This is a genomic window from Rhizobium sp. NLR16a, from assembly GCF_017948245.1.
Classification (GTDB): domain Bacteria; phylum Pseudomonadota; class Alphaproteobacteria; order Rhizobiales; family Rhizobiaceae; genus Rhizobium.
The window spans coordinates 1,873,620-1,895,881 of record NZ_CP072865.1; the positions used below are offsets into that span (position 1 = coordinate 1,873,620).

32 protein-coding genes and 2 pseudogenes are annotated in these 22,262 nt (G+C 58.4%); 16 read left to right on the forward strand and 18 right to left on the reverse strand.

Going from position 1 to position 22,262, the window contains the following annotated elements:
• Positions 1 to 20: 20 nt before the first annotated feature.
• Positions 21 to 1,514: an FAD-dependent monooxygenase gene (locus J7U39_RS09055; protein ID WP_210631440.1), complete on the reverse strand. Its 1,494-nt coding sequence runs from the start codon at positions 1,512 to 1,514 to the stop codon at positions 21 to 23.
• Between the two features lie 204 nt (positions 1,515 to 1,718).
• Positions 1,719 to 2,576, reverse strand: coding sequence for a LysR family transcriptional regulator (locus J7U39_RS09060; protein ID WP_210631441.1), 858 nt, complete (start codon positions 2,574 to 2,576; stop codon positions 1,719 to 1,721).
• Positions 2,577 to 2,678: 102 nt separating this feature from the next.
• Between J7U39_RS09060 and J7U39_RS09065 the strand changes: the two genes are divergently transcribed.
• A complete protein-coding gene (locus J7U39_RS09065; protein ID WP_210631442.1) occupies positions 2,679 to 3,137 on the forward strand; it encodes a DUF3237 domain-containing protein in 459 nt (152 codons plus the stop codon).
• 358 nt (positions 3,138 to 3,495) lie between these two features.
• Here the strand turns inward: J7U39_RS09065 and J7U39_RS09070 are convergent, their stop codons facing one another.
• Positions 3,496 to 3,666 (reverse strand): hypothetical protein, encoded by a 171-nt coding sequence (locus J7U39_RS09070; protein WP_210631443.1) that lies wholly within the window; start codon positions 3,664 to 3,666, stop codon positions 3,496 to 3,498.
• A 193-nt stretch (positions 3,667 to 3,859) separates the two neighbouring features.
• Here J7U39_RS09070 and J7U39_RS09075 point away from each other — a divergent pair, with 193 nt between their 5' ends.
• Positions 3,860 to 4,333: a nucleoside deaminase gene (locus J7U39_RS09075; protein WP_210631444.1), complete on the forward strand. Its 474-nt coding sequence runs from the start codon at positions 3,860 to 3,862 to the stop codon at positions 4,331 to 4,333.
• Between the two features lie 16 nt (positions 4,334 to 4,349).
• Here J7U39_RS09075 and J7U39_RS31770 read toward each other — a convergent pair.
• Positions 4,350 to 4,460 (reverse strand): annotated as a pseudogene (locus J7U39_RS31770) (IS5/IS1182 family transposase); the annotation flags it as partial.
• Between the two features lie 165 nt (positions 4,461 to 4,625).
• On the opposite strand from J7U39_RS31770, the gene J7U39_RS09080 reads away from it, so the two are divergent.
• The gene (locus J7U39_RS09080; protein WP_210631445.1) at positions 4,626 to 5,237 is read left to right on the forward strand and encodes a L,D-transpeptidase; all 612 of its coding nucleotides are present in this window, start codon (positions 4,626 to 4,628) and stop codon (positions 5,235 to 5,237) included.
• A 188-nt stretch (positions 5,238 to 5,425) separates the two neighbouring features.
• Here J7U39_RS09080 and J7U39_RS09085 read toward each other — a convergent pair whose 3' ends face one another.
• Positions 5,426 to 5,812 (reverse strand): hypothetical protein, encoded by a 387-nt coding sequence (locus tag J7U39_RS09085; RefSeq protein WP_210631446.1) that lies wholly within the window; start codon positions 5,810 to 5,812, stop codon positions 5,426 to 5,428.
• 547 nt (positions 5,813 to 6,359) lie between these two features.
• A complete protein-coding gene (locus J7U39_RS09090) occupies positions 6,360 to 6,755 on the reverse strand; it encodes a hypothetical protein (protein WP_210631447.1) in 396 nt (131 codons plus the stop codon).
• 98 nt (positions 6,756 to 6,853) lie between these two features.
• On the opposite strand from J7U39_RS09090, the gene J7U39_RS09095 reads away from it, so the two are divergent.
• Positions 6,854 to 7,045 carry a hypothetical protein gene (locus tag J7U39_RS09095; protein ID WP_210631448.1) on the forward strand — a complete coding sequence of 64 codons (192 nt, stop codon included), beginning with the start codon at positions 6,854 to 6,856 and terminating at the stop codon, positions 7,043 to 7,045.
• A gap of 228 nt (positions 7,046 to 7,273) precedes the next feature.
• On the forward strand, positions 7,274 to 8,173 hold the full coding sequence (locus tag J7U39_RS09100; protein ID WP_210631449.1) for a hypothetical protein: 900 nt from the start codon (positions 7,274 to 7,276) through the stop codon (positions 8,171 to 8,173).
• A gap of 13 nt (positions 8,174 to 8,186) precedes the next feature.
• Here J7U39_RS09100 and J7U39_RS09105 read toward each other — a convergent pair.
• Positions 8,187 to 8,693: pseudogene (locus J7U39_RS09105) on the reverse strand (ATP-dependent DNA ligase); the annotation flags it as partial.
• On the opposite strand from J7U39_RS09105, the gene J7U39_RS09110 reads away from it, so the two are divergent.
• The 4 genes from J7U39_RS09110 (at position 8,683) to J7U39_RS09125 (ending at position 12,567) form a co-directional block, all read left to right on the forward strand.
• Positions 8,683 to 9,030 (forward strand): hypothetical protein, encoded by a 348-nt coding sequence (locus tag J7U39_RS09110; protein WP_210631450.1) that lies wholly within the window; start codon positions 8,683 to 8,685, stop codon positions 9,028 to 9,030. The pseudogene J7U39_RS09105 and the gene J7U39_RS09110 sit on opposite strands and share 11 nt — an antisense overlap.
• A 696-nt stretch (positions 9,031 to 9,726) precedes the next feature.
• Positions 9,727 to 11,022, forward strand: a complete 1,296-nt coding sequence (locus J7U39_RS09115; RefSeq protein WP_207242013.1) for a tyrosine-type recombinase/integrase — start codon at positions 9,727 to 9,729, stop codon at positions 11,020 to 11,022.
• Positions 11,006 to 11,359 carry a hypothetical protein gene (locus J7U39_RS09120; protein ID WP_207242012.1) on the forward strand — a complete coding sequence of 118 codons (354 nt, stop codon included), beginning with the start codon at positions 11,006 to 11,008 and terminating at the stop codon, positions 11,357 to 11,359. The genes J7U39_RS09115 and J7U39_RS09120 overlap by 17 nt, the downstream gene beginning before the upstream one ends.
• A gap of 116 nt (positions 11,360 to 11,475) precedes the next feature.
• Positions 11,476 to 12,567, forward strand: a complete 1,092-nt coding sequence (locus tag J7U39_RS09125; RefSeq protein ID WP_207242011.1) for a hypothetical protein — start codon at positions 11,476 to 11,478, stop codon at positions 12,565 to 12,567.
• A gap of 397 nt (positions 12,568 to 12,964) precedes the next feature.
• On the opposite strand, the gene J7U39_RS09130 is transcribed toward J7U39_RS09125, so the two are convergent.
• Together J7U39_RS09130 and J7U39_RS09135 are read right to left on the reverse strand one after the other, a co-directional pair.
• Complete coding sequence (locus J7U39_RS09130; RefSeq protein ID WP_210631451.1) at positions 12,965 to 13,309, reverse strand: hypothetical protein; 345 nt, start codon at positions 13,307 to 13,309, stop codon at positions 12,965 to 12,967.
• Between the two features lie 201 nt (positions 13,310 to 13,510).
• Positions 13,511 to 13,810, reverse strand: coding sequence for an HNH endonuclease (locus tag J7U39_RS09135; RefSeq protein WP_210631452.1), 300 nt, complete (start codon positions 13,808 to 13,810; stop codon positions 13,511 to 13,513).
• 402 nt (positions 13,811 to 14,212) lie between these two features.
• Here J7U39_RS09135 and J7U39_RS09140 point away from each other — a divergent pair, with 402 nt between their 5' ends.
• The 6 genes from J7U39_RS09140 to J7U39_RS09170 all read left to right on the forward strand — a co-directional run bounded on the left by J7U39_RS09140 (position 14,213) and on the right by J7U39_RS09170 (position 16,691).
• Positions 14,213 to 14,380, forward strand: a complete 168-nt coding sequence (locus J7U39_RS09140) for a hypothetical protein (protein ID WP_210631453.1) — start codon at positions 14,213 to 14,215, stop codon at positions 14,378 to 14,380.
• 459 nt (positions 14,381 to 14,839) lie between these two features.
• Positions 14,840 to 15,142, forward strand: a complete 303-nt coding sequence (locus J7U39_RS09150; RefSeq protein WP_210631454.1) for a hypothetical protein — start codon at positions 14,840 to 14,842, stop codon at positions 15,140 to 15,142.
• Positions 15,139 to 15,408, forward strand: a complete 270-nt coding sequence (locus J7U39_RS09155) for a hypothetical protein (protein WP_210631455.1) — start codon at positions 15,139 to 15,141, stop codon at positions 15,406 to 15,408. The genes J7U39_RS09150 and J7U39_RS09155 overlap by 4 nt, the downstream gene beginning before the upstream one ends.
• A 362-nt stretch (positions 15,409 to 15,770) precedes the next feature.
• Positions 15,771 to 16,058: a CopG family transcriptional regulator gene (locus J7U39_RS09160; protein ID WP_210631456.1), complete on the forward strand. Its 288-nt coding sequence runs from the start codon at positions 15,771 to 15,773 to the stop codon at positions 16,056 to 16,058.
• Positions 16,059 to 16,076: 18 nt separating this feature from the next.
• Positions 16,077 to 16,286, forward strand: coding sequence for a hypothetical protein (locus J7U39_RS09165; RefSeq protein WP_207242002.1), 210 nt, complete (start codon positions 16,077 to 16,079; stop codon positions 16,284 to 16,286).
• Positions 16,287 to 16,316: 30 nt separating this feature from the next.
• Complete coding sequence (locus J7U39_RS09170) at positions 16,317 to 16,691, forward strand: thermonuclease family protein (RefSeq protein WP_210631634.1); 375 nt, start codon at positions 16,317 to 16,319, stop codon at positions 16,689 to 16,691.
• 47 nt (positions 16,692 to 16,738) lie between these two features.
• Here the strand turns inward: J7U39_RS09170 and J7U39_RS09175 are convergent, their stop codons facing one another.
• The gene (locus tag J7U39_RS09175) at positions 16,739 to 17,128 is read right to left on the reverse strand and encodes a type II toxin-antitoxin system death-on-curing family toxin (RefSeq protein ID WP_210631457.1); all 390 of its coding nucleotides are present in this window, start codon (positions 17,126 to 17,128) and stop codon (positions 16,739 to 16,741) included.
• Positions 17,125 to 17,700: a hypothetical protein gene (locus tag J7U39_RS09180; protein ID WP_210631458.1), complete on the reverse strand. Its 576-nt coding sequence runs from the start codon at positions 17,698 to 17,700 to the stop codon at positions 17,125 to 17,127. The genes J7U39_RS09175 and J7U39_RS09180 overlap by 4 nt, the downstream gene beginning before the upstream one ends.
• A 196-nt stretch (positions 17,701 to 17,896) precedes the next feature.
• Here J7U39_RS09180 and J7U39_RS09185 point away from each other — a divergent pair, with 196 nt between their 5' ends.
• Positions 17,897 to 18,748, forward strand: a complete 852-nt coding sequence (locus J7U39_RS09185) for an SEC-C domain-containing protein (RefSeq protein ID WP_210631459.1) — start codon at positions 17,897 to 17,899, stop codon at positions 18,746 to 18,748.
• Between the two features lie 96 nt (positions 18,749 to 18,844).
• Here J7U39_RS09185 and J7U39_RS09190 read toward each other — a convergent pair whose 3' ends face one another.
• The 7 genes from J7U39_RS09190 to J7U39_RS09220 are packed head-to-tail and all read right to left on the reverse strand — an operon-like array spanning position 18,845 to position 22,236.
• A complete protein-coding gene (locus tag J7U39_RS09190) occupies positions 18,845 to 20,221 on the reverse strand; it encodes an SGNH/GDSL hydrolase family protein (protein WP_207241998.1) in 1,377 nt (458 codons plus the stop codon).
• Positions 20,214 to 20,477: a hypothetical protein gene (locus J7U39_RS09195; RefSeq protein ID WP_207241997.1), complete on the reverse strand. Its 264-nt coding sequence runs from the start codon at positions 20,475 to 20,477 to the stop codon at positions 20,214 to 20,216. The genes J7U39_RS09190 and J7U39_RS09195 overlap by 8 nt, the downstream gene beginning before the upstream one ends.
• A gap of 28 nt (positions 20,478 to 20,505) precedes the next feature.
• Positions 20,506 to 20,814 (reverse strand): hypothetical protein, encoded by a 309-nt coding sequence (locus J7U39_RS09200; RefSeq protein ID WP_210631460.1) that lies wholly within the window; start codon positions 20,812 to 20,814, stop codon positions 20,506 to 20,508.
• A complete protein-coding gene (locus J7U39_RS09205) occupies positions 20,811 to 21,026 on the reverse strand; it encodes an anaerobic dehydrogenase (RefSeq protein ID WP_247241740.1) in 216 nt (71 codons plus the stop codon). Before J7U39_RS09205 ends, J7U39_RS09200 begins: the two co-directional genes overlap by 4 nt.
• A 7-nt stretch (positions 21,027 to 21,033) precedes the next feature.
• Positions 21,034 to 21,405 carry a hypothetical protein gene (locus J7U39_RS09210; RefSeq protein ID WP_210631462.1) on the reverse strand — a complete coding sequence of 124 codons (372 nt, stop codon included), beginning with the start codon at positions 21,403 to 21,405 and terminating at the stop codon, positions 21,034 to 21,036.
• Positions 21,402 to 21,998, reverse strand: coding sequence for a lysozyme (locus J7U39_RS09215; RefSeq protein WP_210631463.1), 597 nt, complete (start codon positions 21,996 to 21,998; stop codon positions 21,402 to 21,404). The genes J7U39_RS09210 and J7U39_RS09215 overlap by 4 nt, the downstream gene beginning before the upstream one ends.
• A complete protein-coding gene (locus tag J7U39_RS09220) occupies positions 21,985 to 22,236 on the reverse strand; it encodes a hypothetical protein (protein WP_210631464.1) in 252 nt (83 codons plus the stop codon). Before J7U39_RS09220 ends, J7U39_RS09215 begins: the two co-directional genes overlap by 14 nt.
• Positions 22,237 to 22,262 lie beyond the last annotated feature (26 nt).

Sequence of the window (22,262 nt, forward strand, 5' to 3'; positions counted from 1 at the left end):
CTCAGCGGCTTTTTAGTCTGTCAGCGGGGCGGCCCGAACCAGGTGTTCATCGCGGCGTCGAGGCCATCCTGAGACCCCTCGCCCACCCAGGCCACATAACCGTCCGGCCGGATCAGCACCGCGGTCGGGGCTGCGACCGCCCCCACCGCCGGCAACTCCCATGGCCCGTCATAGCGCGCATCGACCAAAGGCACGCGGCCTGACCATGGCCCGCTGTCGAGGCTGCCGCGCGGTCCGAGGTTCAACAACACCGGCCTCGCGTTTTTCAACAGGGTAAAGAGACGCAATGGGCCGTCCGGCGTGACCAGGTCGAGGTCGGGCATGCGGCGGCCGAGCAGCGGATGCCCCTCGCCGAGGTCGTAGCGGATGCCGAGCCCGGACATTTCGGCGGCGATCTTCTTGCGCGCCTCCTCCAGGCCAAGCAGTTCCAGCACGACCTCTCTGAGAGCCTCGGTGCGATCATCGGTCCGCTGCAATGCGACCTGCGCCATCGTCGTGCGCAGCACGCGGGCGGCAACCGGATGACGCTCGGCGTGATAGGTGTCGAGCAAGGCCCCAGGCGATACGCCCTTCACCACCGGGGCGAGCTTCCAGCCGAGGTTCACGGCATCCTGCACACCGGTATTGAGCCCCTGCCCGCCGACCGGCGAATGCACATGGGCGGCATCACCTGCCAGCAGCACCCTGCCCCTGCGGTAGACCTCCGCCTGGCGCGACATGTCGGTGAACCTGGAAATCCACCTCAGGCCGTGGATGCCATAATCGGTTCCGCAGGCGGCGATGAGCGCTTGCCTGAGATCGTCAAGCGTCGGCTCGCCTGCGCCGCCGGCCGTCTGTTCCGTCACCATGATGTTGATCGGACCTTCGCCGGCAAACACCACCTTGCCATCGCGGATTTGATATTCCTCGCGGCCGAAGGCATGCATGCCGAGCGCCGTGCGGTGGACACCGAGCGGCGGCTCCTCCTCCATCTCAGCCTCGGCGAGAATATTGCTGGTCGTCGCATCCCATCCCGGAAAGGCAATGCCGGCCAGCTTGCGAACCAGGCTGCGGCCGCCATCGCAGCCGACGAGATAGCCCGCTCGCAGCGACGACCCATCGGAGAGGTCGAGGGTGACGCCGGCCTCATCCTCCCGGAAAGTGGCCAGTTCGCGGCCGCGATAGATCGTCACCGGCAACTCGCCGACCCAGTCGGCCAGAATGCGCTCGATATGCTTCTGCCGCAGCGCCAGCCCGTAATTGTGCCGCGTCGGGAAATCACTGATATCGAGCCGGCTAACCGCAAATCCTGTGACCTGGGCGATCTGCCCTTCCTTGAGGAACCGGTCGACGATGCCACGCTGGTCGAGGACCTCGAGCGTGCGCGAACTCAGACCGCCGGCCCGCGAACCGACGATCTCCTGATTCTCGCGCCGTTCGACGACGGCGACGTCGACGCCCGCGAGGGCCAATTCGCCCGCCAGCATCAGCCCGGTCGGCCCTCCGCCTGATATCACGACCGCATATTCTCTCATCGGCGAACTCCTCGGTTTCGAAGTGGGCGCAGCATCTCGGAGGGCCAGACCGATTCGGCCCGACCGCATCCGGGCACCAATTCGATGGCGTGCGCGATCCCGGCCCGCCCTGCGCCGTTGGCGGTCGTGCGTTCTTCCATTTGGCAGAAAGGTCAAATTGCGGGATCAAACATCCCGACGCAGTTAGGACAGAGTTTCCCCCGATCAAGCGTGTTCCTGCGCCCGCTGCCGAAGCCACGCACAGAGCCGCCTGGGTGCGAGGCGGGTGTCATCCACGCGCATCAAGGCGAAATGCCATGCCGGCCCCGTCAGCACGTGTGAGAAAGGTGCGACGAGAAGTCCCTTGTCCAAAAGCGGCCGAAACAGAGACGGTGACAACAGCGCCACGCCAGCACCTGCCACCGCCGCGTTGGCGTCCAGCTCAAGCGTGGGATAATCGACCGGAGCAAACCGCAGAGACCGCGGCGCCGTGCCTTGGGCGCCGTTGAACCAGGCATCCCAATCCGGATGCGGCAAAAGCTCGAAATCGGCCAGAGCATCCGGAGTGTCCAGGACCCTCGTTCCAAGCAGGAACGGCGCCAGCATCGGCGTTGCTTCTACGGGCGTGAGCCGATATTCCTCCAGCCCGTCCCACCCGCCGCGCCCCGTCCGTATGGCGACATCAAAGGCGGCTGGATCGCGAATATCGGCAGAGACGTCGACTTCGATGGGGGAAATTGCTGCCGATGGATAACGCGACAGCCGCGGGGCGAGCCAGCGCGACGCGAATGTCGGAGGTGCGGTCACTCGCAGCGGCGGCGTGGCAGCCTGAAACTCATCGAGTGCCCCGGCAATGCCATCCAGAGCCTGGCGAACGCGACCCGCCAGCACAACGGCCTCACGTGTCGGGACAATGCGGCGCCCGGCTCGATGAAAGAGCGGCTTGCCGAGTTCTGCCTCCATTGTGCGTATGCGGAGACTGACGGCAGCAGGTGTGAGGCACAGGCGCTCGGCCGCGCGGGCGAAGCTGCCAGCGGACACGCATGCTTCCAATATTCGCAAGGACTGCAAAGGCGGCCGCATGGTCTCTTCGTTCAGTTCTTCTTGTGATGCTCACAAGCAAAGCGCGTTTTGAAGGCAGCGCGCCCGCAGATAGGATTTCGCGTCAACCATAGGTGAAGCCAAATGTCCCTGCAATCTCGCCACTTGTTCACACTCTTCATGACCCTTCATCCGGCGGTGGAGCTCGGGCAGACGCCTGCCGGAAGCCGCCGCATATTTGCCGTCTCGGGCGGAACGTTTCAGGGTGAGCGCCTGAAAGGGCAAGTATCGCCGCTGATCGGCTCCGACCTCCTGCTCGGGCGAGCAGACGGCACATTCCAGCAGGATGTGAGACTTCTGCTCCTGGCCGACGACGGCGCGCCGATCTTGATGACCTATCGCGGCGTCAGACGCTCCTCGCCTGAAGTCGACATGCGTCTCGCCCGCGGCGAAGCGGTCGACACCTCAGAATACTATCTGCGGACAACGCCCTATTTCGAGACGGCGGCGCCGCAATACGCCTGGCTCAACCAGATCGTTGCCGTCGCCAAAGGCGGGCGGTGTCCAGGTGGCGTTGAGTATGAAGTGTTCGAAATTCTCTAGTGCGCCTGATCGAGGACGCAAGCCAGAGAGATGATCGCCAGATCCGTCAGTCGGTTCAGCCGCGCTCCAGCCCGACCTGCTCCTACCGGTTCCTCCCCTGTTTTGTGCATGCTGCTTGCAGAACTTCTCCCCTGTCGCAGGTTGTTCCCCCTATAACTATAGGCTCTCTACTGGTGGGAAGGACTTGCGACAGAATTTCCGCCTTGCCTTCCAAAGCCATGTTCGTTGCCGCTTGCTGGCCTTTGCGGTGCAACGAATTCTTTTCAACACGACCTGACCGGGTGCGCGCCGGATCGGCAGAAGCTTTGCCGGTCATCATTTGTTCTCGCAAGGGGCCAGTCGATTTACCCCAGCTGCCTTACTGCGGAGCCACACCTTTTTGCTGAATCGTCGCGGCGGCAGGTGGTTCGGAGGGATCTCCGGGATGGCCATAGATTGTGTACAGGGCGCCCGCCAAAATGCCCAACACGAGGAGAGCCAGTACGTACAGCATCATTCCGCGGATCGCCGTTTTCGGTGTTTTGTCCATCAGGGGACCTCCAAGATAACTCCGGGGTCAAAGTCGATGCGGACGCGTTTGGTTCCGAGAATGAAAGTCTGCGGCCGCCCGTCGGCGTCTGCGCCGAAGGCGTTGCAGATCACAAATCCTAGTTCTGACCTTCAGCCCTTGGAAATCCCTCCAATTCAAGGGAAGATCACCCGCTCTAACCCCGGGGGTTCTCATGGACAATCACGAGCCGTTTCTGCGCGAGGCAATTGCGCTCTCGAAATCCGCGATGGCAAACGGCGACGAACCGTTTGGCTCGGTCCTGGTCAAGGATGGCGAAATCATCTTGCGCGCCGAAAACAGCGTCTTCACCGGCCACGATATGACAAACCACGCCGAGATGAACCTGGTCAAACTGGCGGCGCAGCACTACGACCCCGCTTTTCTCGCCGACTGCACGGTCTACACCAGCACTGAGCCCTGCGCGATGTGCTCCGGGGCGATCTACTGGTCGGGTATCGGACGCATGGTGTTTGCGTGCTCCGAAACGCGGCTTGGCGAGATTGCCGGGATCGGGTTGAACGTGCCCAGCCGGGCGGTGTTGCAGACCGGCGCGCGTGCCGTCACGGTGGTCGGCCCGACGAACCTCGAAGACGAAGCCGCCGAAGTCCACCAGGAATTCTGGCCGAAGCATCTGGGCAAGGTTTAGGCTCAGGACGCATTGATCAGAGCCATAGGATGACGGCGACTGCGATGCAGATGGCCGAAGAGAAGGTGTGGGCGCATCTAACGCAGCGGTGAGCGATGCGCAGCCAGTCCTTGAGCCTCACGAATGCTCTCAGCAAAGATATCACTCGTCGCAGCCTCCTTTTGAGGGTGTTCGTGGGCGAGATGCGTGAACTCGGCGGAGAACGAGCGACCGGCAAATCGAGACCCGCGCCGCCATAGTGCCGCCATAGAATTCAACCCAATCATGATCGGACAACAAGCGGATACGAAGAATGAGATTGTTGGTTCTCCTTGCTGCGGCCCTATTTCTGATAGCGGTGCAGGCCCAAGCCCAAGTTTACGCGCCGTATGATGGATACGATGAATACGACGGCTACGGTTATGATGACCCTTACAGCCCCTATCCCCCTCCTCCATACTACGAGCCAGAACCTGGCTATCGGGAGCCCTTTCCAGAACCTCGGGAGCCCTCGACGCGCGTCGGAAGAGGAACCATCGTCATCGCCACGCGTGAGCACACCCTAATCTACACGACGTCAGGGGGTGAGCAGTTTGCCTACCCCATCGCCGTCGGCCGCGAAGGCAAACAATGGTACGGGACAACGCGTGTCGTGTCGAAACGACTGCATCCCGAATGGCGGCCAACAGCCGGCATGCGCCAGAAGAACCCCAGGCTCCCGGCGGTGGTCAAACCCGGGCCCGCAAACCCGCTTGGAACCCGGGCGATCTACCTTGCCGACGGACTGCTCCGCATCCACGGTACCAACGACCCCTCCTCCATCGGCACCAATGCATCAAGCGGATGCTTCCGGATGTATCGCGAGGATGTCGAGGAGCTTTATGATATGGTCCAGCCGGGGACCCGCGTGATCGTTCAGCGGTGATCGCGTCGCGGCCCTGGGCGTTCCTCGCCAGAGGAGAGCGAACATTTCACAGCTAGGCGTTCGGACTGTGGCGGCCGCCAAAGTTTGATGAAGGCTATCAGCGGAGATGAGCTACATGAGCGTGCAATCTCATCTGGAGCTCATGCTGACGAGACTTGGGAGGGACATAGCGACTGCCACCATCTCGGTCATTTATCGTGCTGCAACGGCGATGTGACTTGGATTTGCGACGCCCGCTGCATCTTTGCCTCGTGGCGATTCCAGAGCGCCAGAAACAAAGTCGTCACGATGAAGAAGGCGAGCGCTGCCAGATGGATTTTGCCTGTGCGGCGCACGAAATAGGACCTGGCCTTGGCCTCGACAGCCTGGGTCACGGCCCTATTCCGCCTGTCGCCTTCGAGGAGATGCCGGACTATGCGTCCATGTGACCGAGCCTGCGCGCGGGACCGATCATCGTCCTTTGGTTCTGCATTCAACCCGTGACGCACGCCGCTAAAGATCAGGATCGCCGGCAACACCCAGAGCATCAGGAAGGACAGGCCAAAAAGGCGTTCGCTGAGGGTGGTCGCATCCATCGCAATCTCCGCTACTGAGCAACGATCGCCCTGCCATCAAAGAGGAACTGACGCATGATTTCAATCTCGGGGCGCAACCGTCACTTCGGGGATGATGTTCAGCCGCTCACCTCGCTGATGGCAGTTGCTACTCACTTGGGCATATTTCCCGTCCATGCATGAAGCGCCCGAAAATCACCCCGGTCGCCCTCCGCACCACCCTACGGACAGGCAGCGCCGTCTTGTCCAAGTGCTTGCCGCCGAGGGCATTCCGCAACGCGAAATCTGCCGCGCGCTAGAGATCGATCCGACAACGCTGAGGAAGCGCTATCGCCGCGAGCTGGACATCGGCGCCGCGAAGCTCGAATGCACCCTCACTTTCCACCTCCTCCGTATCGCCGGAGGTAGAGGCGCCGTAGCGTTGAAGCCGGTCCGGTTCGCGTTGCAGGTTTCGGTTGGTCGGAATTCGCGCCACGGCCGCCTTGCTGAAGCTGAAGCCAAACCAAGTCCTTGCGCCAGCCGTTGTATTCGACCGGTGGCCTACCGGCCTCGCTGTCTCTGGAAGCACTTAAGAGGCACGCAGCTTCTTTTGTGCGTTCAGCGCCGATACAAAGTGGAAAACAGACACCGGCACGGCAGCGAATGCAAACTGCCGCAACGTCGAAAGAAAGCTGGACTGCAGCTCGGCTTGCATAAAGTCGCCGAACATCGATATAAATGCTGCAAAAACCAAGCCTTGGAGGGTAGCGTATTCAGCTATTCGGGCAACGGATCGGTCCCGCAGGTTCTCGGGCGGAAAGAAACCAGCCAGTCCCTTCATCGCAAGCAAAAAGAGCGGAAACAGCAAGCCAAGCTTGAACAGTGTGGTCGGCGAAGTGGTCTCATCAGTGAGGTACAAGCCTAGGGGGATGACAAACGCGGGCACGAGAAAGATAAGGTAGTCCTTGAGCACCTGATTTTTCACGGTGAGCCTCCATACCTCGTCAATCAAAGATTGTAGTTTTCAGGAGTTGATGTCAACGAGCTCTGTGCTCGATTCGCAGATTGTGCAGCGCCGGCCCCATGCCCGTGCGCAACACCATCTCGATCGCTCGCGACGAATATATCGAAGAGGCCCTACGGAATGTCTTTCGCGAGTTGGTGCTGACGCGCGCAGACGCTATCAGGTATATCGTCCGGGAGTGGATGGAAAAGAACACCTATCTGCCGGTGCGCGAATTGGACGAAGATGGCGACGTTGATGGGAGTGCTTAAGCCGCGCGATTTCCTATGAAGTGCAGCGCTCGACGGAATTGAGGATTCGCTGAACAAGATGCGAATGAGCGCAAGAGTTTACATTCTGAATGCGGTCCTTTTTTCATTCTGAATGTCTGTTTCCAGAACGTTCTTTCACGTCGTCTGATTCTCGTTGTTGATGGAGCCGAATCTCATAGACTGCCTGCCCAAAAACATTGGCGAAGCTTCCAGCAGTAGAGTGGTTGAATGACCGAATATGAATTTATCCCTTGGATCGGATCCCGGCTTACCAAGGATGGAGGACAGATAACGATCCGCGGCATGGCCACGTTCAATGAGGGACTGACGGATGAGGAACTTGTTTCCCTAGGCGCGACATTGAAGGAGTACCTCTTATCAATTGAGGAGGAAAACGATGGGCTGCCGGAAGTTTCAGAAGAAGAGCACGATCGGCGGTACGAGGGTTGGATCAGTCGCTCGAAGATCATGGACGTGCCGCAGTCATACACTGCTGGCGCGGTCTACAAGTTCATGTCCGACGGCGCGCTCTCGCACTGGTTGGCGGGGCGAGCGCAGATATCGCCGGTGTCTGATTATCGAAAGACAGAGAATGCGTTTGCACGAGATGAACAAGAGGGCTTTGGAGCCTTTTATCTCCACGACGGACGGACAGCGGCATACTTCGAGGGCGCAGCAGCTTCGAACTGCGGCGTGATGTGCTTCACAGCGTCGACCGAGAATCGAACCGAAATGAAGGGGAAATTTGGAGAGCGGCTTGTTCGTTTTCCGGATGCTAACGCACTTTTACAAGTCATCGCTGCCCACCTGGATGTGGTCGATTACGAACTTAAGGATGTTCAGTACTCGGATGTCAAAGTCTACTCTCATGAGACCGCCCTCGCGTCCGAAATCTGTGAGCTTATCGGCGACAGTGGCAAAATAGATCCACAAAACTTGGTTACTCTTTTTGAGAGGCACTCCGACGAGTTGTTGAGATTGGCGGAGCTTCCTTCTGTTTTTTGTAAGCCCAAAACTTTCGAGAGTGAGTCAGAGCGACGGGCTGTCTTCCGTTTTCGCCATGCCATTGGCAGTCCTATCGTCGTAACCGATAAGCGAATAGCCGACCTAGTTGAGGTGGTCGAATGAATTCTCTTCGCTCCTATAGATCATAAACCACAGCGTCGTCTTCTTTTTCGCGCAGCCCCTTATACGACGCATGCCGCAGCTTCCCATCATGCGTCCAGGCCCGGTATTCGATCTCAGCGACGAGTTTGGGCTTGATCCAGACCAGATTCTTGCGATGGCCGGTATACCTCACCGCTGGCGCTGACACCTTCATCTTGTCCATGGTTGCACGCAGCTTCATAGCCTGGTCTGCCTTAAAGCCTGTTCCGACCGATCCGACAGAGACCAGCTGGCCTTCCTTTCGCGCCGCTAGGAGCAACGCTCCGATATTCCCGAACGCCGAGCTGGACCTCTGATATCCCACGATCGCGAAGCCGTCGCTCTGGATGCATTTGATCTTCAGCCATTCGCCACCGCGCCCGCCGCGATATGTGCTGTTCCGGTCTTTGGCGATGATGCCCTCGAGCCCATGCTCGCAGGCGATGCGAAAGAGCGCGTCACCATCCGCTTCGATCTCCTCGGAGAGACGGATGGCCTCCTCAGTTTCCCCCGAGAGAAACATCGCGGGATTGATATCTTTGAATGTCTCGATGCAGCGGTATGCCGCCGTTTTTTACAGGTGCAGAATTCGAAAGATCAGCGAATTCGGTAAAGAAGTTTCCTTAAGGGAAAAAGCTCCTGGGCACCGGCAACGCGCGATGTTCGGTATGGAGCATATTCCCCCGGCCCAGCCGACGAAGCGCGCTGGCGGCCCCGTGAGAGGCAAGGCGGAGCATCAACGCCGGGTGGACGGGTTCCCAGAATTCACAGAGCAGATCGAGCAATTCGCGGACGTCATGGGGGGCTTTGACGATCGCTTTTGGCCTGATCCCACCTAAACCCGCTCCATGTATATTCTGCCATCAGGAGAAAAAACAAAAACCTGTAGAATGCATACTTCTCGCTCTCAGCCTCTTTGCCGCGAAACAAGCCGTACCTGACGGACAAGCCGAGGACGCAAAGGATGCCCCAGCCAAAAAAATGAGCACACTCTGTGAGATGCAGGAGCCTATAACGATAAATGCGACCAAAATCGCCCGGTATATCGTCAGATCTTCATTGAAATTATTTCACCTAAAACTTCCTTGAAAGCTAGCCGCTATAGAGAGCAGGTCAGCTTCTTACAGTACAGACTTAATTTGCGGATGGATAAGCAAGCCGAAGCCGCAGGGAACGATGCGGATCGGAGGACGGCGTTCTTTTCGACGGCGCGGGCATGGGGAAGGATGCCACAACTTCGGGGAAAATCGGAAGCCAATTTTCCCCCAATCCGATTCACCGGAGCGATCGTTCCGCATTCGAAACTTTAGGCATTTGTTTTTCTTGGAGTTTTTTGGTGAGAGCGTCGGGGTTCGAACCCGAGACCTACTGATTAAAAGTCAGGCTTGTTGTGTTTCATCGAATTTCCTTCTGTTTCCTATTGCATTGTTTTTTCGTCATTTTGTTCCTATATTCCCGTTGAATGCATCATCGAGTTTCACCGTGTTTCTGTCGCCGGTGGCGACTCGGTGGCGACTAAATGAAGTGAGGGGAAATTGCCGACAATCAAAATCAGCCGTAAGGCGCTTGCGGACATCGTGCCCAGCGCAAAGCCTACCATCTATTACGACGCCACCCTCAAGGGTTTCGGTCTTAAGGTAATGCCGACCGGCGCCAAGTCGTGGATTATCGAGTACCGGCCTGGCGCCGGCGGCCGCGGCGTTTCGAAGAAGCGCATCAAGATCGGCACACTAGCCACTCACTCGCCGGAGGCGGCCCGGGACGAAGCATCGCGCACCCTCGCCCGCGTGACGCTCGGCTCGGATCCCGCCGCGTCAAGGTCTGACGAGCGCAAAGGCCAAACGGTCGCTGAAGTCGCCGACTCATGGCTTGAAGAGCACGTGCGGATTAAGCGTAAGCCCAGGACATACGGCGAATACAAATTGGCCGTAGAACGCTACATCAGGCCCGTGCTTGGAAGCATGAAATTCTCTCTCGTGGAGCCATCTGACGTGCTCCGCATGCAGGCAAAGATCATCCGTGGCAAAACAAACAAGGCCAACGGTGGGCGCACAATGGCCAATCGCGCGCTGGCCGCTCTGTCAGCCATATACGGCTGGGCGCAAGACTTGAGGATCGTCCCCGTCGGCTTCAATCCGGTCACGTCTATCGAGCGCTTCAAGGAAAACCAGATCGAGCGCTTTCTGACGTCCGAAGAAATCGGAGCACTGGCCGCGGCCCTTACTGAGGCCGAAACGATCGGCCTTCCCTATGAAATTGACGAGACGAAAGCCAAGGCTAAGCACGCGAACAAGGCTGAGAACCGTCGAACTGTCTACGGCGAGCACGCAATAGCCGCCATAAGGCTATATCTCTTTACCGGCTGCCGGCGCAGTGAAATCTTGAAGCTCATGTGGTCAGACGTCGACCTCGAGCGAGGTATCTTGTTTCTGCCGGACTCCAAGACGGGCAAGAAGCCGGTGATTTTGTCACCCCAGGCGCAGGCAATCCTTACGAATCTGACCCGAATTGGAAAATATGTGATAGCTGGTGCGGATGCCGGCACGGAGAACGAAGCGCCGCGCGCAGACCTTGACCGGCCATGGAAGGCAGTGACGCGCCGCGCCGGCCTGGATAAGCTTAGACTTCACGACCTCCGACACACCTATGCAAGCATCGGCGCAGGCGGCGGCCAGGGATTGCCGATTATTGGAAAGCTCCTCGGCCACAAGAACATGGCCACAACGCAGCGCTATGCGCACCTAGACACGGATCCGATGCGACGTGTAACGGACTTCATCGGCGACCATATCGACCGGGCGATCGGAGGCGGAAATGGCCAAGCTGCCTGAGGGGTTTAGTGTGCAAGCCATCCCCATCCGCTCGGCTTTGGCGGAGGGAAGAACGGAAGACGCCAAGACCGAGGTCGTCCGACTCCTGCTCACCGGCAAGGCGGACAAGATCGTCCAGCGTCTCGCGGCGGAAATGATCCGGCCGCCAAAGCGCGGACGCGGTCGTCGCTCTGCCCTTACGCGGCACTGGCATGAGATTGGCGAGGAATACCATCAACTGCGTGAGGCTGGCGTGAAGTACGAAGACGCCCTCCGCATCGCTTCGGAAAAGTTCGGCTATTCGGAGACGCACGTCCGTAATGCGATTGCTGATTATGATCAGGGTCGATCTGTTTAGATGGCAAAGAAACTTCACTCTGCATTCTTGTTGCCCTGTGGATAACATATCCTCGAGCCGCTAGCGCTCTCTCAACGCGATCCCTATAGTTCGTTGCGTGCAATGGCGGGAACTTCATGAAGCCGGACAAACTTCGCAACCTGCTGCAGGAAATGGATACTCGCGTCGCGCGGATGCAACGTGAAAGGACGGACCACTTCACTGCGAACCTGTCAGGGATCCGGACCGATGTTCAACGACTTCTCAGCAAAGTCGATTCCATACGAACGTCGGACATCTCCGCACTGGAGCTAACGCTTTCTGCCATTCCGATTAATGACACGGACCGATCGAGTTTGCGTAATCTGCTGCTCGGCATGAAGTTCGGCCTTAATCGCCTCGGCCCTGAGGATGTGCTTGAGGCCGTGCCTGGTCAGAAGCCCGCAGCTTTTCAGTTTGGCTTCGACGGCGAACGCGTCGTCGTGGTTGATCAGCCTCTTAGAACTCGAGAGCGCGACAGGGACATCGCCGCTGCAGCATTAGAAGCGGCCATCGAGAAGGGCGTCTATGTTGGTGAACAGCTGGCTCAGTCGAATTGTTCGCCGCGATTGAGGGAAGCCTTCAAGTCACTCCAGGACAAGCTCGAGGCGCGCTCTAACATCATTCAGGTAGGCATGTACAACCAGGCATGTGGACGTGTCTTGAGAGGGGATGTCGAGGAACTTTCGCCCACGCTTTTCGAGCTATTGCGATCACACGTCGAGCTCGTCTTTGCTGCGGCGTCGCAGTTTGAAGATTGGCGGGTATTCCGTGAGAATGCGGTGGACATAGATCGAGACTCCGTCGCCGCACTTTCCCAAAGCACGCTTGCCTTGGTACGAGGTCTTAAAGCACAACCGGACACGGATCCCGATGTAGCGGCCGCTCTCGATACTGTGGTGGGCTGGACACAAGACAAAGCGGCTGACAAACGCGACGTGCTTGCTCTGACCGGCACTCTGCAAAACCTATGGTCTCTCGCTGCCAAATCTGCGCTTGCCAAGGAAGTTGCCAGCGAAGGTCGCAAGCTCGTAGCCAAAGCTATAATCGCAACTCTTCTGGCCGCCACCACGGCCGGCGCGCTCGCTGCCTTCGGCAAGGTGCCTGGAGCGGAGTGGATCGAAACGACCGTCGCATATTTCAAATCTGCGACAGAAAGCCCTGCTGCCGCGCCCGACAATAATCGGTAGCCCCGCCCGAAGGCGAGGCCACGTCATTAAAACCCTGGCACGCCTACTGCCTGTACGGCCTATCCCTTTCCGATACTTTGATCCCCTCGCAGCGAAGCTGATCAGAGCCAGACAAGTAGCGGCGCAGGTTGCCGATCTGCATGTTTTTATGTCGAGGGCAGTAGCCGTTTGTTTTATGTGGCTTGCACAGCCCGCAGGCTGCAATGCGTGGACGTTTCCTCTTGTGATGCATTTCGATCTCCGAGCGAAGTCGGTGCGCCCCGATGGCGCACGCGTTTCTGTCGGAGATGGATGGTCGTGCTGTTCATCTGCACTCTTTACTACAGCGGCGAGAAACGGAAAAGCCGCCGGCAGGTGACGCCGACGGCGCGCTTGTTGGCCACCCTGGCATTGGCGACTAGAAATCGAAATATACGCTCACGCCTGACCGACGATGATACGGGTAATTGCGATAGCCGTAGTCGCGATAAGGGTAGTAATCGCGATAACCATAATAGTCGCGGTGGCCGTAATACCGCGGTCGATAGCACGAGCCATAATACCGGCAGTCACGGTAAGCGTACCGGTGTTTCTTCCAGTGGCCATACGCATGTCCATGACCGTGGCGACGGTAATGGATCAGATCGACGTCGGCGGCGGACATCGCTATTGATTTCGGCACGACCATCGGCGTGGCGCTTAGCGGCAGGGCGAAAGATGCAGACAAGACCATTGCTGCAAGTGTGGAAAAAAGCATCTTCATCGGCGCATCCTTTCAGGCTGCGATTTTGGGTTAATGAGCATTAACCTCCGATGAACGGCTACGCGCTTGGAGGAAGACCGGCCGGCGCGCCGCTGGTGTGGTCGCGGGTGGTGATCGCGCCGGCCATTGGTGTTCGGTTAGCGCTCGGTCGCGTCATGCGGCGACTGCGACCGAGCGCTTGTCGGCCAGGGCGGGCCGAGCTTAGAATTTGCAGCCGGCGATGAATTCCCAAAATTCGCCCCGCCGGTACGTCTTGAAGGTGAGCCAGTCCATTGCAGACCCGCGCATGTCATTGCACTCGCGGCAGGCTGCGGCCATGTTATCAACCTTGGTCCAGCCCTTGCGGCGCTGAGTGATCAGGTGCTCCAGCGTAGCTGCGCTCTGCGGGATGTGACGGGCGCCGCGAGGTATCAGGATCATCGCGCGATCGCAGTAGCAACACTTGCCGCCCTGCTTCTCGAAAAGATCACGAACAAGAGCTCGCTTCACTCCGGTCTTCATTTGGGTTCCTGCATGCGGTGAGATGGCTTCCTTCGACCGTGCGGAACGGGCGGCCAGCCATGTCACCGGTGATCAGTTGGATTTCGTAAATCTCTCTTCCCATCGCCGACCGAGAGCGCCTCATCACGGTTGCGACGTTTTGGCCGAAAGCCACGGTATCGCCTGCAGCGAAACGAAACTCCTTGGCGTGGTAAACTCGAGTTGGTCGTCTGCCAAGCAGCGCCCTCGGCAACAAGCTTCTGTCGGCGTGGCTTATCGGTGCATGAATGGTCATCGTGGTGCTCCTCGTTGTGTACGTAATTGTTAGTATTTGTATATCGAATGATTTCATGGCGGTCAACAGCAAAATGCGATAAATGTTAGCATGCTGCGAACGTGCGGCTTGTTATGGAGTGAACTGCAATGGCGAAGACGGCCGCGATCGGCATTCGCATAGAGCCTGAGTTGAAGGATGCCATCGAAATGGCCGCCAAGGCCGAGCGCCGTTCCGTGGCGTCGTACATCGAAAAATTGATCGCCGATGATCTTGAGAAGCGTGGGCTTCTGCCGATAGCGGAGCGCCACTCCTGAAACTTCTTACAATTAAGCAAGCCGCCGAAGCACTCGCCGTTTCTGTCTCGACAATCCGCACTCTAGTCACCGCCGGCGAGCTGGCCTTCATCCAGAAGGGAACCGGCGCCGAGCGCCGCCACATGGCGTTTGATCCCGCTGACATCGAAGACTACGTGCGTCGCAAGAAAACCCGCATGGTGCCTGCACAAGCCGACTCAGTTTCGCACCCGGGACGCCCCAGTAGCTTCCTGGCACAACGCGCAGCTAGGCTGGCCGCGAAGGCCGCTAAGAAGGCAGGTCGGTGAAAAGTCAACGACGCTCTCCTGACGCTGGCGTGCCTTGACCGACTCGGCGCGATTCAATAGCGCATAGAACTGCGGCCCACCAATCCGCACACCACCATGTGAGGAGACCAACAACAAGCTTTCGGCATTCGTGCCGGCGGCAATTTGTTTGTTCTTTTTTGGAGGTGCGCTCGTGGAGCCAACCATCCCACTCGATACCATCTACACAGTTGACGAAGCTGCCAACCGGTTGCGGTTGACCAACAGAGCGCTCATCAAGATCGCCAGAGAATATGGCTACTGCTCAAGGTCTGGCCGCGACTACCTGTTCTCGGAAGCTGATCTCTTGGCGATATGGCAGGCTCTACGAGAGCCGGCGAAATCGCCCAAGCCCGCGCCGGTGAAGCCATACATTTCTGATCATAGGCTTTACGAAAGCCTTCAGAAGCTAACCAGAAAGAAGCTTCCAGCGTCCAAGCGGGCGGTGCGCGCATGATCACAGAACCCCGTCTCATGGGACGAAAGGATGCCGCAGCTTACTGCGGCATCGCCGAATCGACGTTCTCGCTCTGGGTGGCCACGCACAAGATGCCGCCGTGCATCCCTGGAACCAGGAAGTGGGACAGAAGAGCGATCGACGCCAAGCTTGACGAGATCAGCGGTCTCGACGTGATTCCGGCGGAGGATCGATATACCAAGTGGATGCGTGAGAACTCAGGCGAGACCGATCTGCAGAAGTGGCGGCGCGAACGGGATGCCTGACGCGGTCCGCGATAGAGACATCAGACCGTTGGCCGGCTGACGATTGGCGCCCGGCATTCTATGAATAAACATGTGGATTAAATGCCGGTCGTGCGCACGGCCTCGGCGATTTCAGCCATAATGCTCTCGCCGCCAAGGGAACGACTGTGCCTGGAAACACAATGATGTCGTCCCTTAGCGACTGGAGCTGTACCCGCAAAGGAGGGGGATGGTCAGGGCCATTCCCCTCCGGATTAGGCTCAACTAACCTGCTACAAGTCACCTAGTTGCGCAACATGCAACGTGTCAAACGTTTCAGTCATCAACAGGCTGGTGAGTTGCCCTCACTGTGTTGAGCAGCCGCCAACCGGAGTCCAGTTAACGTGGCCACCGATACCGCCGCTCTCCTCGAAGACGCCGCCGATCGAATTGCGGATGTTTCCCGGGCCGATCTTCAGATCATGCTTCGTCGGGCCGCGCTGCTGTTGCGCAACTCGGGATCGATCGCCTTTGATAACGATGTGGAAGAAGCCTTGCGGGATCTGTCCGGCGAATTTGGCAAGACGCGCAACGATACTGTCAGGTATATCGTCCGGGAGTGGATGGAGCAGAACACCTACCTGCCGGTGCACGAGCTGGACGAAGATGGCGATGTTGATGGGAGTGCATGACGCGTCAGGGAGACAACAATGACTATCCGCATAGACCTCATCGATAAGGCCAACCTTCTGCGGGACCAGCTCCGCCTGTTAGAGATGGCGGCGCATGCGGTGGATGACCGCGACCAAAGAAGCGCGCTTATAGGAGGCTGTGAGCAGGCCAAGGAATTTATGGAAGAATTGCTCGACATGATGCGAAGCATGCCAAAGAGCGAGCCAATCGCGGCAACGAACGAATAGCTGCGAGCCGGCCGAACAAGAGACTAAATGATGATCGCCGGGCTGATCCTCTGCGCTTCGCTCACGGCAGTCGACGGCGACACCGTGAAATGCGACGGGCAGAACATGCGACTGCTGGGAGAAGGTGTTCCGCTCGTCAGCGGCATCGATACGCCGGAGATCGGGAGCCATGCCAAGTGCATTAAGGAACGGAAACTCGCCCTGATCGCCAAGGTAAGGCTGAAAGAGCTTTTGGCTGAAAAGGGATTGAGGGTCGTCTTCATCGGCGCGGTGGATCGTACGCCATCGCACCGACCGCTCGTTAACATCTACAGAACGAACGGCGAAGAAATCGGCAAGAAGCTGCTCAGGGAAGGTTTCGCGCGGACCTGGAGCCCGAAGCAGCGGAACGATTGGTGTGATTGAACAGTCCAGGCAGAAGCGTTGCGCTAAGACGACGTCGCGATTCGACTTCATGGCAAAACAGTAAAAACTCTAATAACTCCGATGAAGTCTTCCAGTGGGCAACTGCCCGCGACGACGTCCTCGATCTTGCTAGCCCAGAACTCATCATCAGGCATAATTAGGGTGGCTCCATTTTTCGCTAGAAACTCTGCACTGGCGTGAAACGCTGTTCTTTTGTTGCCTTGTTCGAAGGCGTGCGCCTTCGCGATCCCGAAGAGCATAATGCCAAACGCTCGCACGAGATCTTGGCTCTCGTAGAGCCAATGGTTCCTTGGCGACATCACGGCGCTTTCCAACGCGCCAAGGTCTCGCAAAAAGTGCGTCTCGCCAGTCCTAAAAACCTGCTGGGCGTTGATCGTAATCACGCTCTCGACATCTACCCAGATTGGCGTGGTCATCTAGCCAAGTATGCCGTGACTATTGGATATCGTTTATTTAGGTCTTCCCGAATAGCCGCTTCATCACCGGCAATGGCTCGGGCTTGTTCCCGAATCTTACTATCGATCTTCGGCTGAATCTCCTGCTGAAGATAAGAGATAAAGGCCTCTTCTATTCCCACCGCCTGCTCGTGCGCTTTGATAGATTCAGCGCTTTTTGCGCGAAAGTATCTCCGCTTGCTCGGGTCGCTAATGCGAGCGGCACGCTGATCGATAAGTTGCTGCATTTGTTGGAGGACCTGACGCGAGCGCAAGACGTTTTTATACGCGCTCGTGCCGTAATCCAGGCAAGCAAGTCTCAAGCCTATCAGGGCCGCTCTATTGTTGTCTTGAATCGCACTTTCAACCTCCCGAGCGAGGCCTGCTCGATCGAGTGCATCAGCAGAGCGAAGTTTAAGGACAAATTTTGCGAAACCCCGCGCGTAAGCGGCTGCCACCTCTCCCGGGTCGGCATCCAGCGACGGCCAATCCGGATTGAGGAAGTCCTCGAACCTTTTCACCCGCTCTTTTAAGAGTGCTGCAGACATCGCCATCAATACCTTTTCATCAATAGATACGGCATCATTAGCTCATGTTCAATCGCCGCCAGTGCAGAGTGGCGTCTCTTAGACATGCTTGCTGTAAAACAAAGCAGCCGCCTCCCCGGCTAAGGAGAGGCGGCTGGCGGTTGCGGCTAGACTAATCTCCGCCCTCCTGCTCAGATGGCGCATCTTGGCGGGAGCAATAACAATGCATGAGAATTCACCGTGCTACTGCGGTAGCAGACGCAAATTTAAGAAATGCTGCGGCGCTCGCGGCGGGGGAATATCAAACCAGTTTTTTGTCGCGGCCGGTGAGGCTAACCCTTCATTGGGAGAACTCATTTCAAAGGTCAGAGCATTTTTCGATCGCTCGTTTTCAGGAACAATCCAGCAAGGGCTCACGTCAGATTACGTGATAGGAGGAGATAAGTTTATTGACCGCGCCAGCGTGTCAATCGTTACGCGCGATCCTGATCGCGCGTTTGTTTATTTAGCCCATGAGTTGTTACATCTAGATTTGCATGCCCGCGGCTACGGCATATATCGGGGTTGGCCTGGTTTAGCGCCTAAAGTCGCCAACGCAGCCCAGGCTTTCAAGCGAGACCTAGAAGACCTTGTTAATCAAATGCACCATCTGATTTTCTTCGAGCAATTCGTCGAAATGGGTTTTCCGCCGGCTCTTTTTGTGCTGCCAGTCGCGCCACCTCAAGATTATTCTGAGTTCTCAAAGATCCACAAGGCCATGGGATTCCCGGAGCTTCATGGGTTTCTTCGGCTTTGGTGGGCACATGAGGCCATTCGGCACTATCTCGCTCCTATGCAGGGACAACCCGATGAATCACGAAAAGTCGACATTATAATCGGCCAGGCGATGTCAGTTTTCCATGATTTTGACTGCACATGGTCAGATATCGTTCGTTGGGTCGATAACGGTGGTTTTAAAAAACCCGAGGGATACATTCCCGCATTCAATAATCTCGCTACTATACTTGCCATGCCCCGTCCGACATTCGCGTCAATAGATCCCCGCACATTGGCTATACAAACTCTGCCACTGTAGGTGTTTTCATCAAAGGATTGCATCTGCCTCAGTTGATCGAACAAGGCGCGGTGTTGCTCAAGGGTGGAGCCCTTATTGCTGCCGCTCGTATAGAAATCACGCATAAGCAAGCCTCGGATTGTCGACGAAGAAATAGCCGAGCCGCTTGACCTTTGCCCGCATCAAAGCGGTTCCTCCGACCCCAAGCGCGCGATCAGCGTTCGGATAAAGACGGATTGACAGATTGGCGGTGTCGGAGCTGACTTGAACGGCGTCAGTCATAAGCCAATAGGTCTGCTGCTGCGCGTCGCCGATAAGGCCGCTCCATCCGCCTTCGTACAGAGCGCGACGGCCGTTCGCCCAAAGTTGCGGGACAAGCAGGGCGTCATTGCCCATGACCTCGATCTCGGCGATAGACCGTACCCACTGGCCGGTTTGCCCCACCACCGTGAAATCGCCCGTGGTACCGATACCAAGCTGGTAATAAGCAGTCGCGCCCGTACCTACAGCGGTAATGTCGAAAATGCGCGTCTTGCCGCCAGTGTCTGGGTTATCTTCCGACGAGAGAGCGAGCGTAGAGCTTCCGGTCCCGCCCTTCTGCGTCCTCATACCGGTCGGCGTTGAGCCCGTACCGTTGGCCGTCACGCCGCCGTTGCCCAGGAGCGTAGGATAGGGATACTTGTTGAGACCGGTATTCCACAGCTCCAGCGCATAGTTGCGCGCCGGGATAAGCAGATCCAGGATCTGATTGATCAGCCGGGCGCACTTGAGCGCGCCTTGCGTTCCAAGATGGATATAGTCCGACATGTTGGAACGATCGGTCCATCCGGTATTCGTCGGGTCGAGCGCGATGTCATAGTCAACCAGGATGGCTTTTGATTTCGGCAGGGTTGGCACCCATGCGCGGATAGCAGCATTGATGTAGGCGCGATTGATATTGTTGTCGGCACCGTTGAAGGCGTTGGCCGGATCATTCACCCAAGGAGGCATGGTGCCGATAACGCAGAACACACCTGCGTCCATCGCCATTTGCAGGGTCTCTTGGAAGTAGGCGAACGTTGCTGGCCCTGTTCCAGTACCAACGGAGTTATTCACCGATGGCCGGTAGAACATCATATCGGGATGCATCGGCAGAAGGTAATTAACCATCATTGCGCGATGGCTGGCCGCATTCGATCCGGAAATGGCCTGATTGGCGCCTGTCGTGTATCGGTCGCTCGACGGGCTGAAAGCCCCTGTATCGGCCGGCCAGTTGTCGTGTCGAAACCGCTGATGCATCATCAGAGCTAGGTTCAACTCGCCGGCGTTGGTCTGCCAGCAGTTCACCGTGCCTGGGTTTGCGCCCTCGATGCCGTGAGCGATCAGGCTGTCTCCGATCGTGCCAATCTTCGGATTGACGAACGTAGGGTAAGCATCTCCCCCGCCCTGACGGCGGGCAGCAACGCTATATCGCCCGATCGGCGAGAACAGCGGAGTAAAAGGAGAACTAAGCACCAAAGACCCCGCACGTTTCGCCTGCGACGCGGCTGAAGCGGTATGTGCCTGGCGCGGTGATGGCGATGGCGGGGCGGAAAGGCGTCAGCTCTCCAACGTCGGTATAGCCGCCGGCGTCGTCCTTCAGCGTGACGCGCACCCGGGCCTGAGACCCCAGAGCGCCCTTGATGCCGACGGTGACGGTGGAGCCGGACGCTACAACGAGATCAGCAGAATTGGCCGCGGTGGAGCCCACCGCGAGAAGTTCGGTTGCCATGATGATATCCAGGAGATTGGGAGAGGAATTAGCCGCGCGTGGTGTGCCGCTGTGGTGAGTTCTCATAAAGGCGATCGAGGCGCTCATGCACGCCGTCGATTCGGTTGCCCACGCCCTCAATAGCGCGCAGCAATTGTGCGGTCTGCTCGGCCTGGCTGGTCTTGGTCGCGAATGTTTCTGCAGCGTGTAGCTTGTGCGCGGCGAGGTCGGCGCCGACCTTGTCGGCCTTGTCCTCGGCGACCTTCACCTTGGCCTCGACGCGAGCCCATACGCGCCAGCCGGCGCCGGCTAGCATGACGAAGAAGCCGACAACGGCCATTATCTCTGGTCCGGTCATGGCTTCGCCTCCAGACCGCCGTCGCGGTCAGCATAGAAATCGCGCAGCGCCAGATGCCGCCGGATGCATGTCAGAAGCCGCTCGCGATCGGTGATCCAGAGCTTTTCTAGTTGGGCCTGCGTCAACGCCTTGTCGCCAAGGTCGACCGGGCCGAGGCAGCGCGCCGTTAATGTGCTGTCCGGCCGCACCAGTTTCGGTGGCGCGGGCGGCACGATCAGTCTATCGGACCTTGTTAATGCGGCGCACGCCGGGAGCACCGAGAGCAGTGCGGCCAGCATCAGGATCTTCGCCAGCTTCACGCTCGAGCTCCTTAATCTTCAATTCCAGGGATTCGTTTTCGGCTTGCATCTGGGCGATGCGTTCCGCCTCGCGGGCCTTGGCTGCGTTGTTCGCCGCGGCCTGCCGCTCGGTCTCAGCGTTGGCTGCCTCGGCGGCTGCGGCATGTTCCGCAGCAATGACGCCCTTATAGTGCGCCTCGGCCCGGGCGTAGCCGCGGTGGTCGACGTAGGCATAAGCGGCCAGCAGAAGCGCGAGCGCGGCCAGCGCGCCGACTACGCGGCGGCCGATGGGTCTCAAGAAGAACGCGATCATTGCGACAGCCCCGACACGCAGATTTCAGCCTCGCCGGCCCGCTGGGCATCACCCATCTCGCGGCGCTTCACCAGGCCCTGCACGACATGGCCACCGGCCTTGTTCCACGCGGTCTGGGCTTCGCATGCCTCGCGATAGCGGCCCTGCACCGCCAGGCGCGCCGCGGTCGAGTTGACCATGCCGGACACGCCGAAGTTATAAGCGCCGGAGATCATCGCTGCCTGCACGCCGATCGGGAAGCGGGTGAAACCCTTGATCTGCTTCGTCAGCGGCCCGTAATAGTCGCGCTTGACGCGGGCCTCGAGGATGGCCTCGCACTCGGCGGACGTGAAGCTCATGCCGGGCTTGACCGGCTTGCCGTCGATCTGCGTTTCGCCGTGGCAGATGTCCCAGATCTTGGCGTAAGGATCCCAGTGCGATTTGAGCACCAGGCCCTCCCACGGCTTGATCAGCGTTTCCGTGGCGAGGATGACGGCGGCCGGGCGCTCCGGTTCGGCGAAATATGACTGGCCGCCAGCCAGCACGGCCGCGAACATGGCGCCGGCAATGGCAGCCTTGCCGCGCTTCGTCGCGACAATCTTATTTATCGGCAACTGGTGCCTCCTTGTTCTGGATGAGCAGGCGCGCGACATACGCGCCGACGAGCAGCGCGAGCGTCAGCCACCACGGCAGGTAGTCGGAGACGACCGGCACGACGTTGAGGATGATGTCGGCAAGCATCGCCAGCTCGATGAGACGAAGCGACCAGGCGCGCTTGAGTGTGCTGGCCGCATCGGGTATGAGCACGCGCGCGACAACGTCACGCGCGCCTGAGTAAAGCGTGCGAAGCAATGGTGGGCTCCGATTTTGGGAGTGGG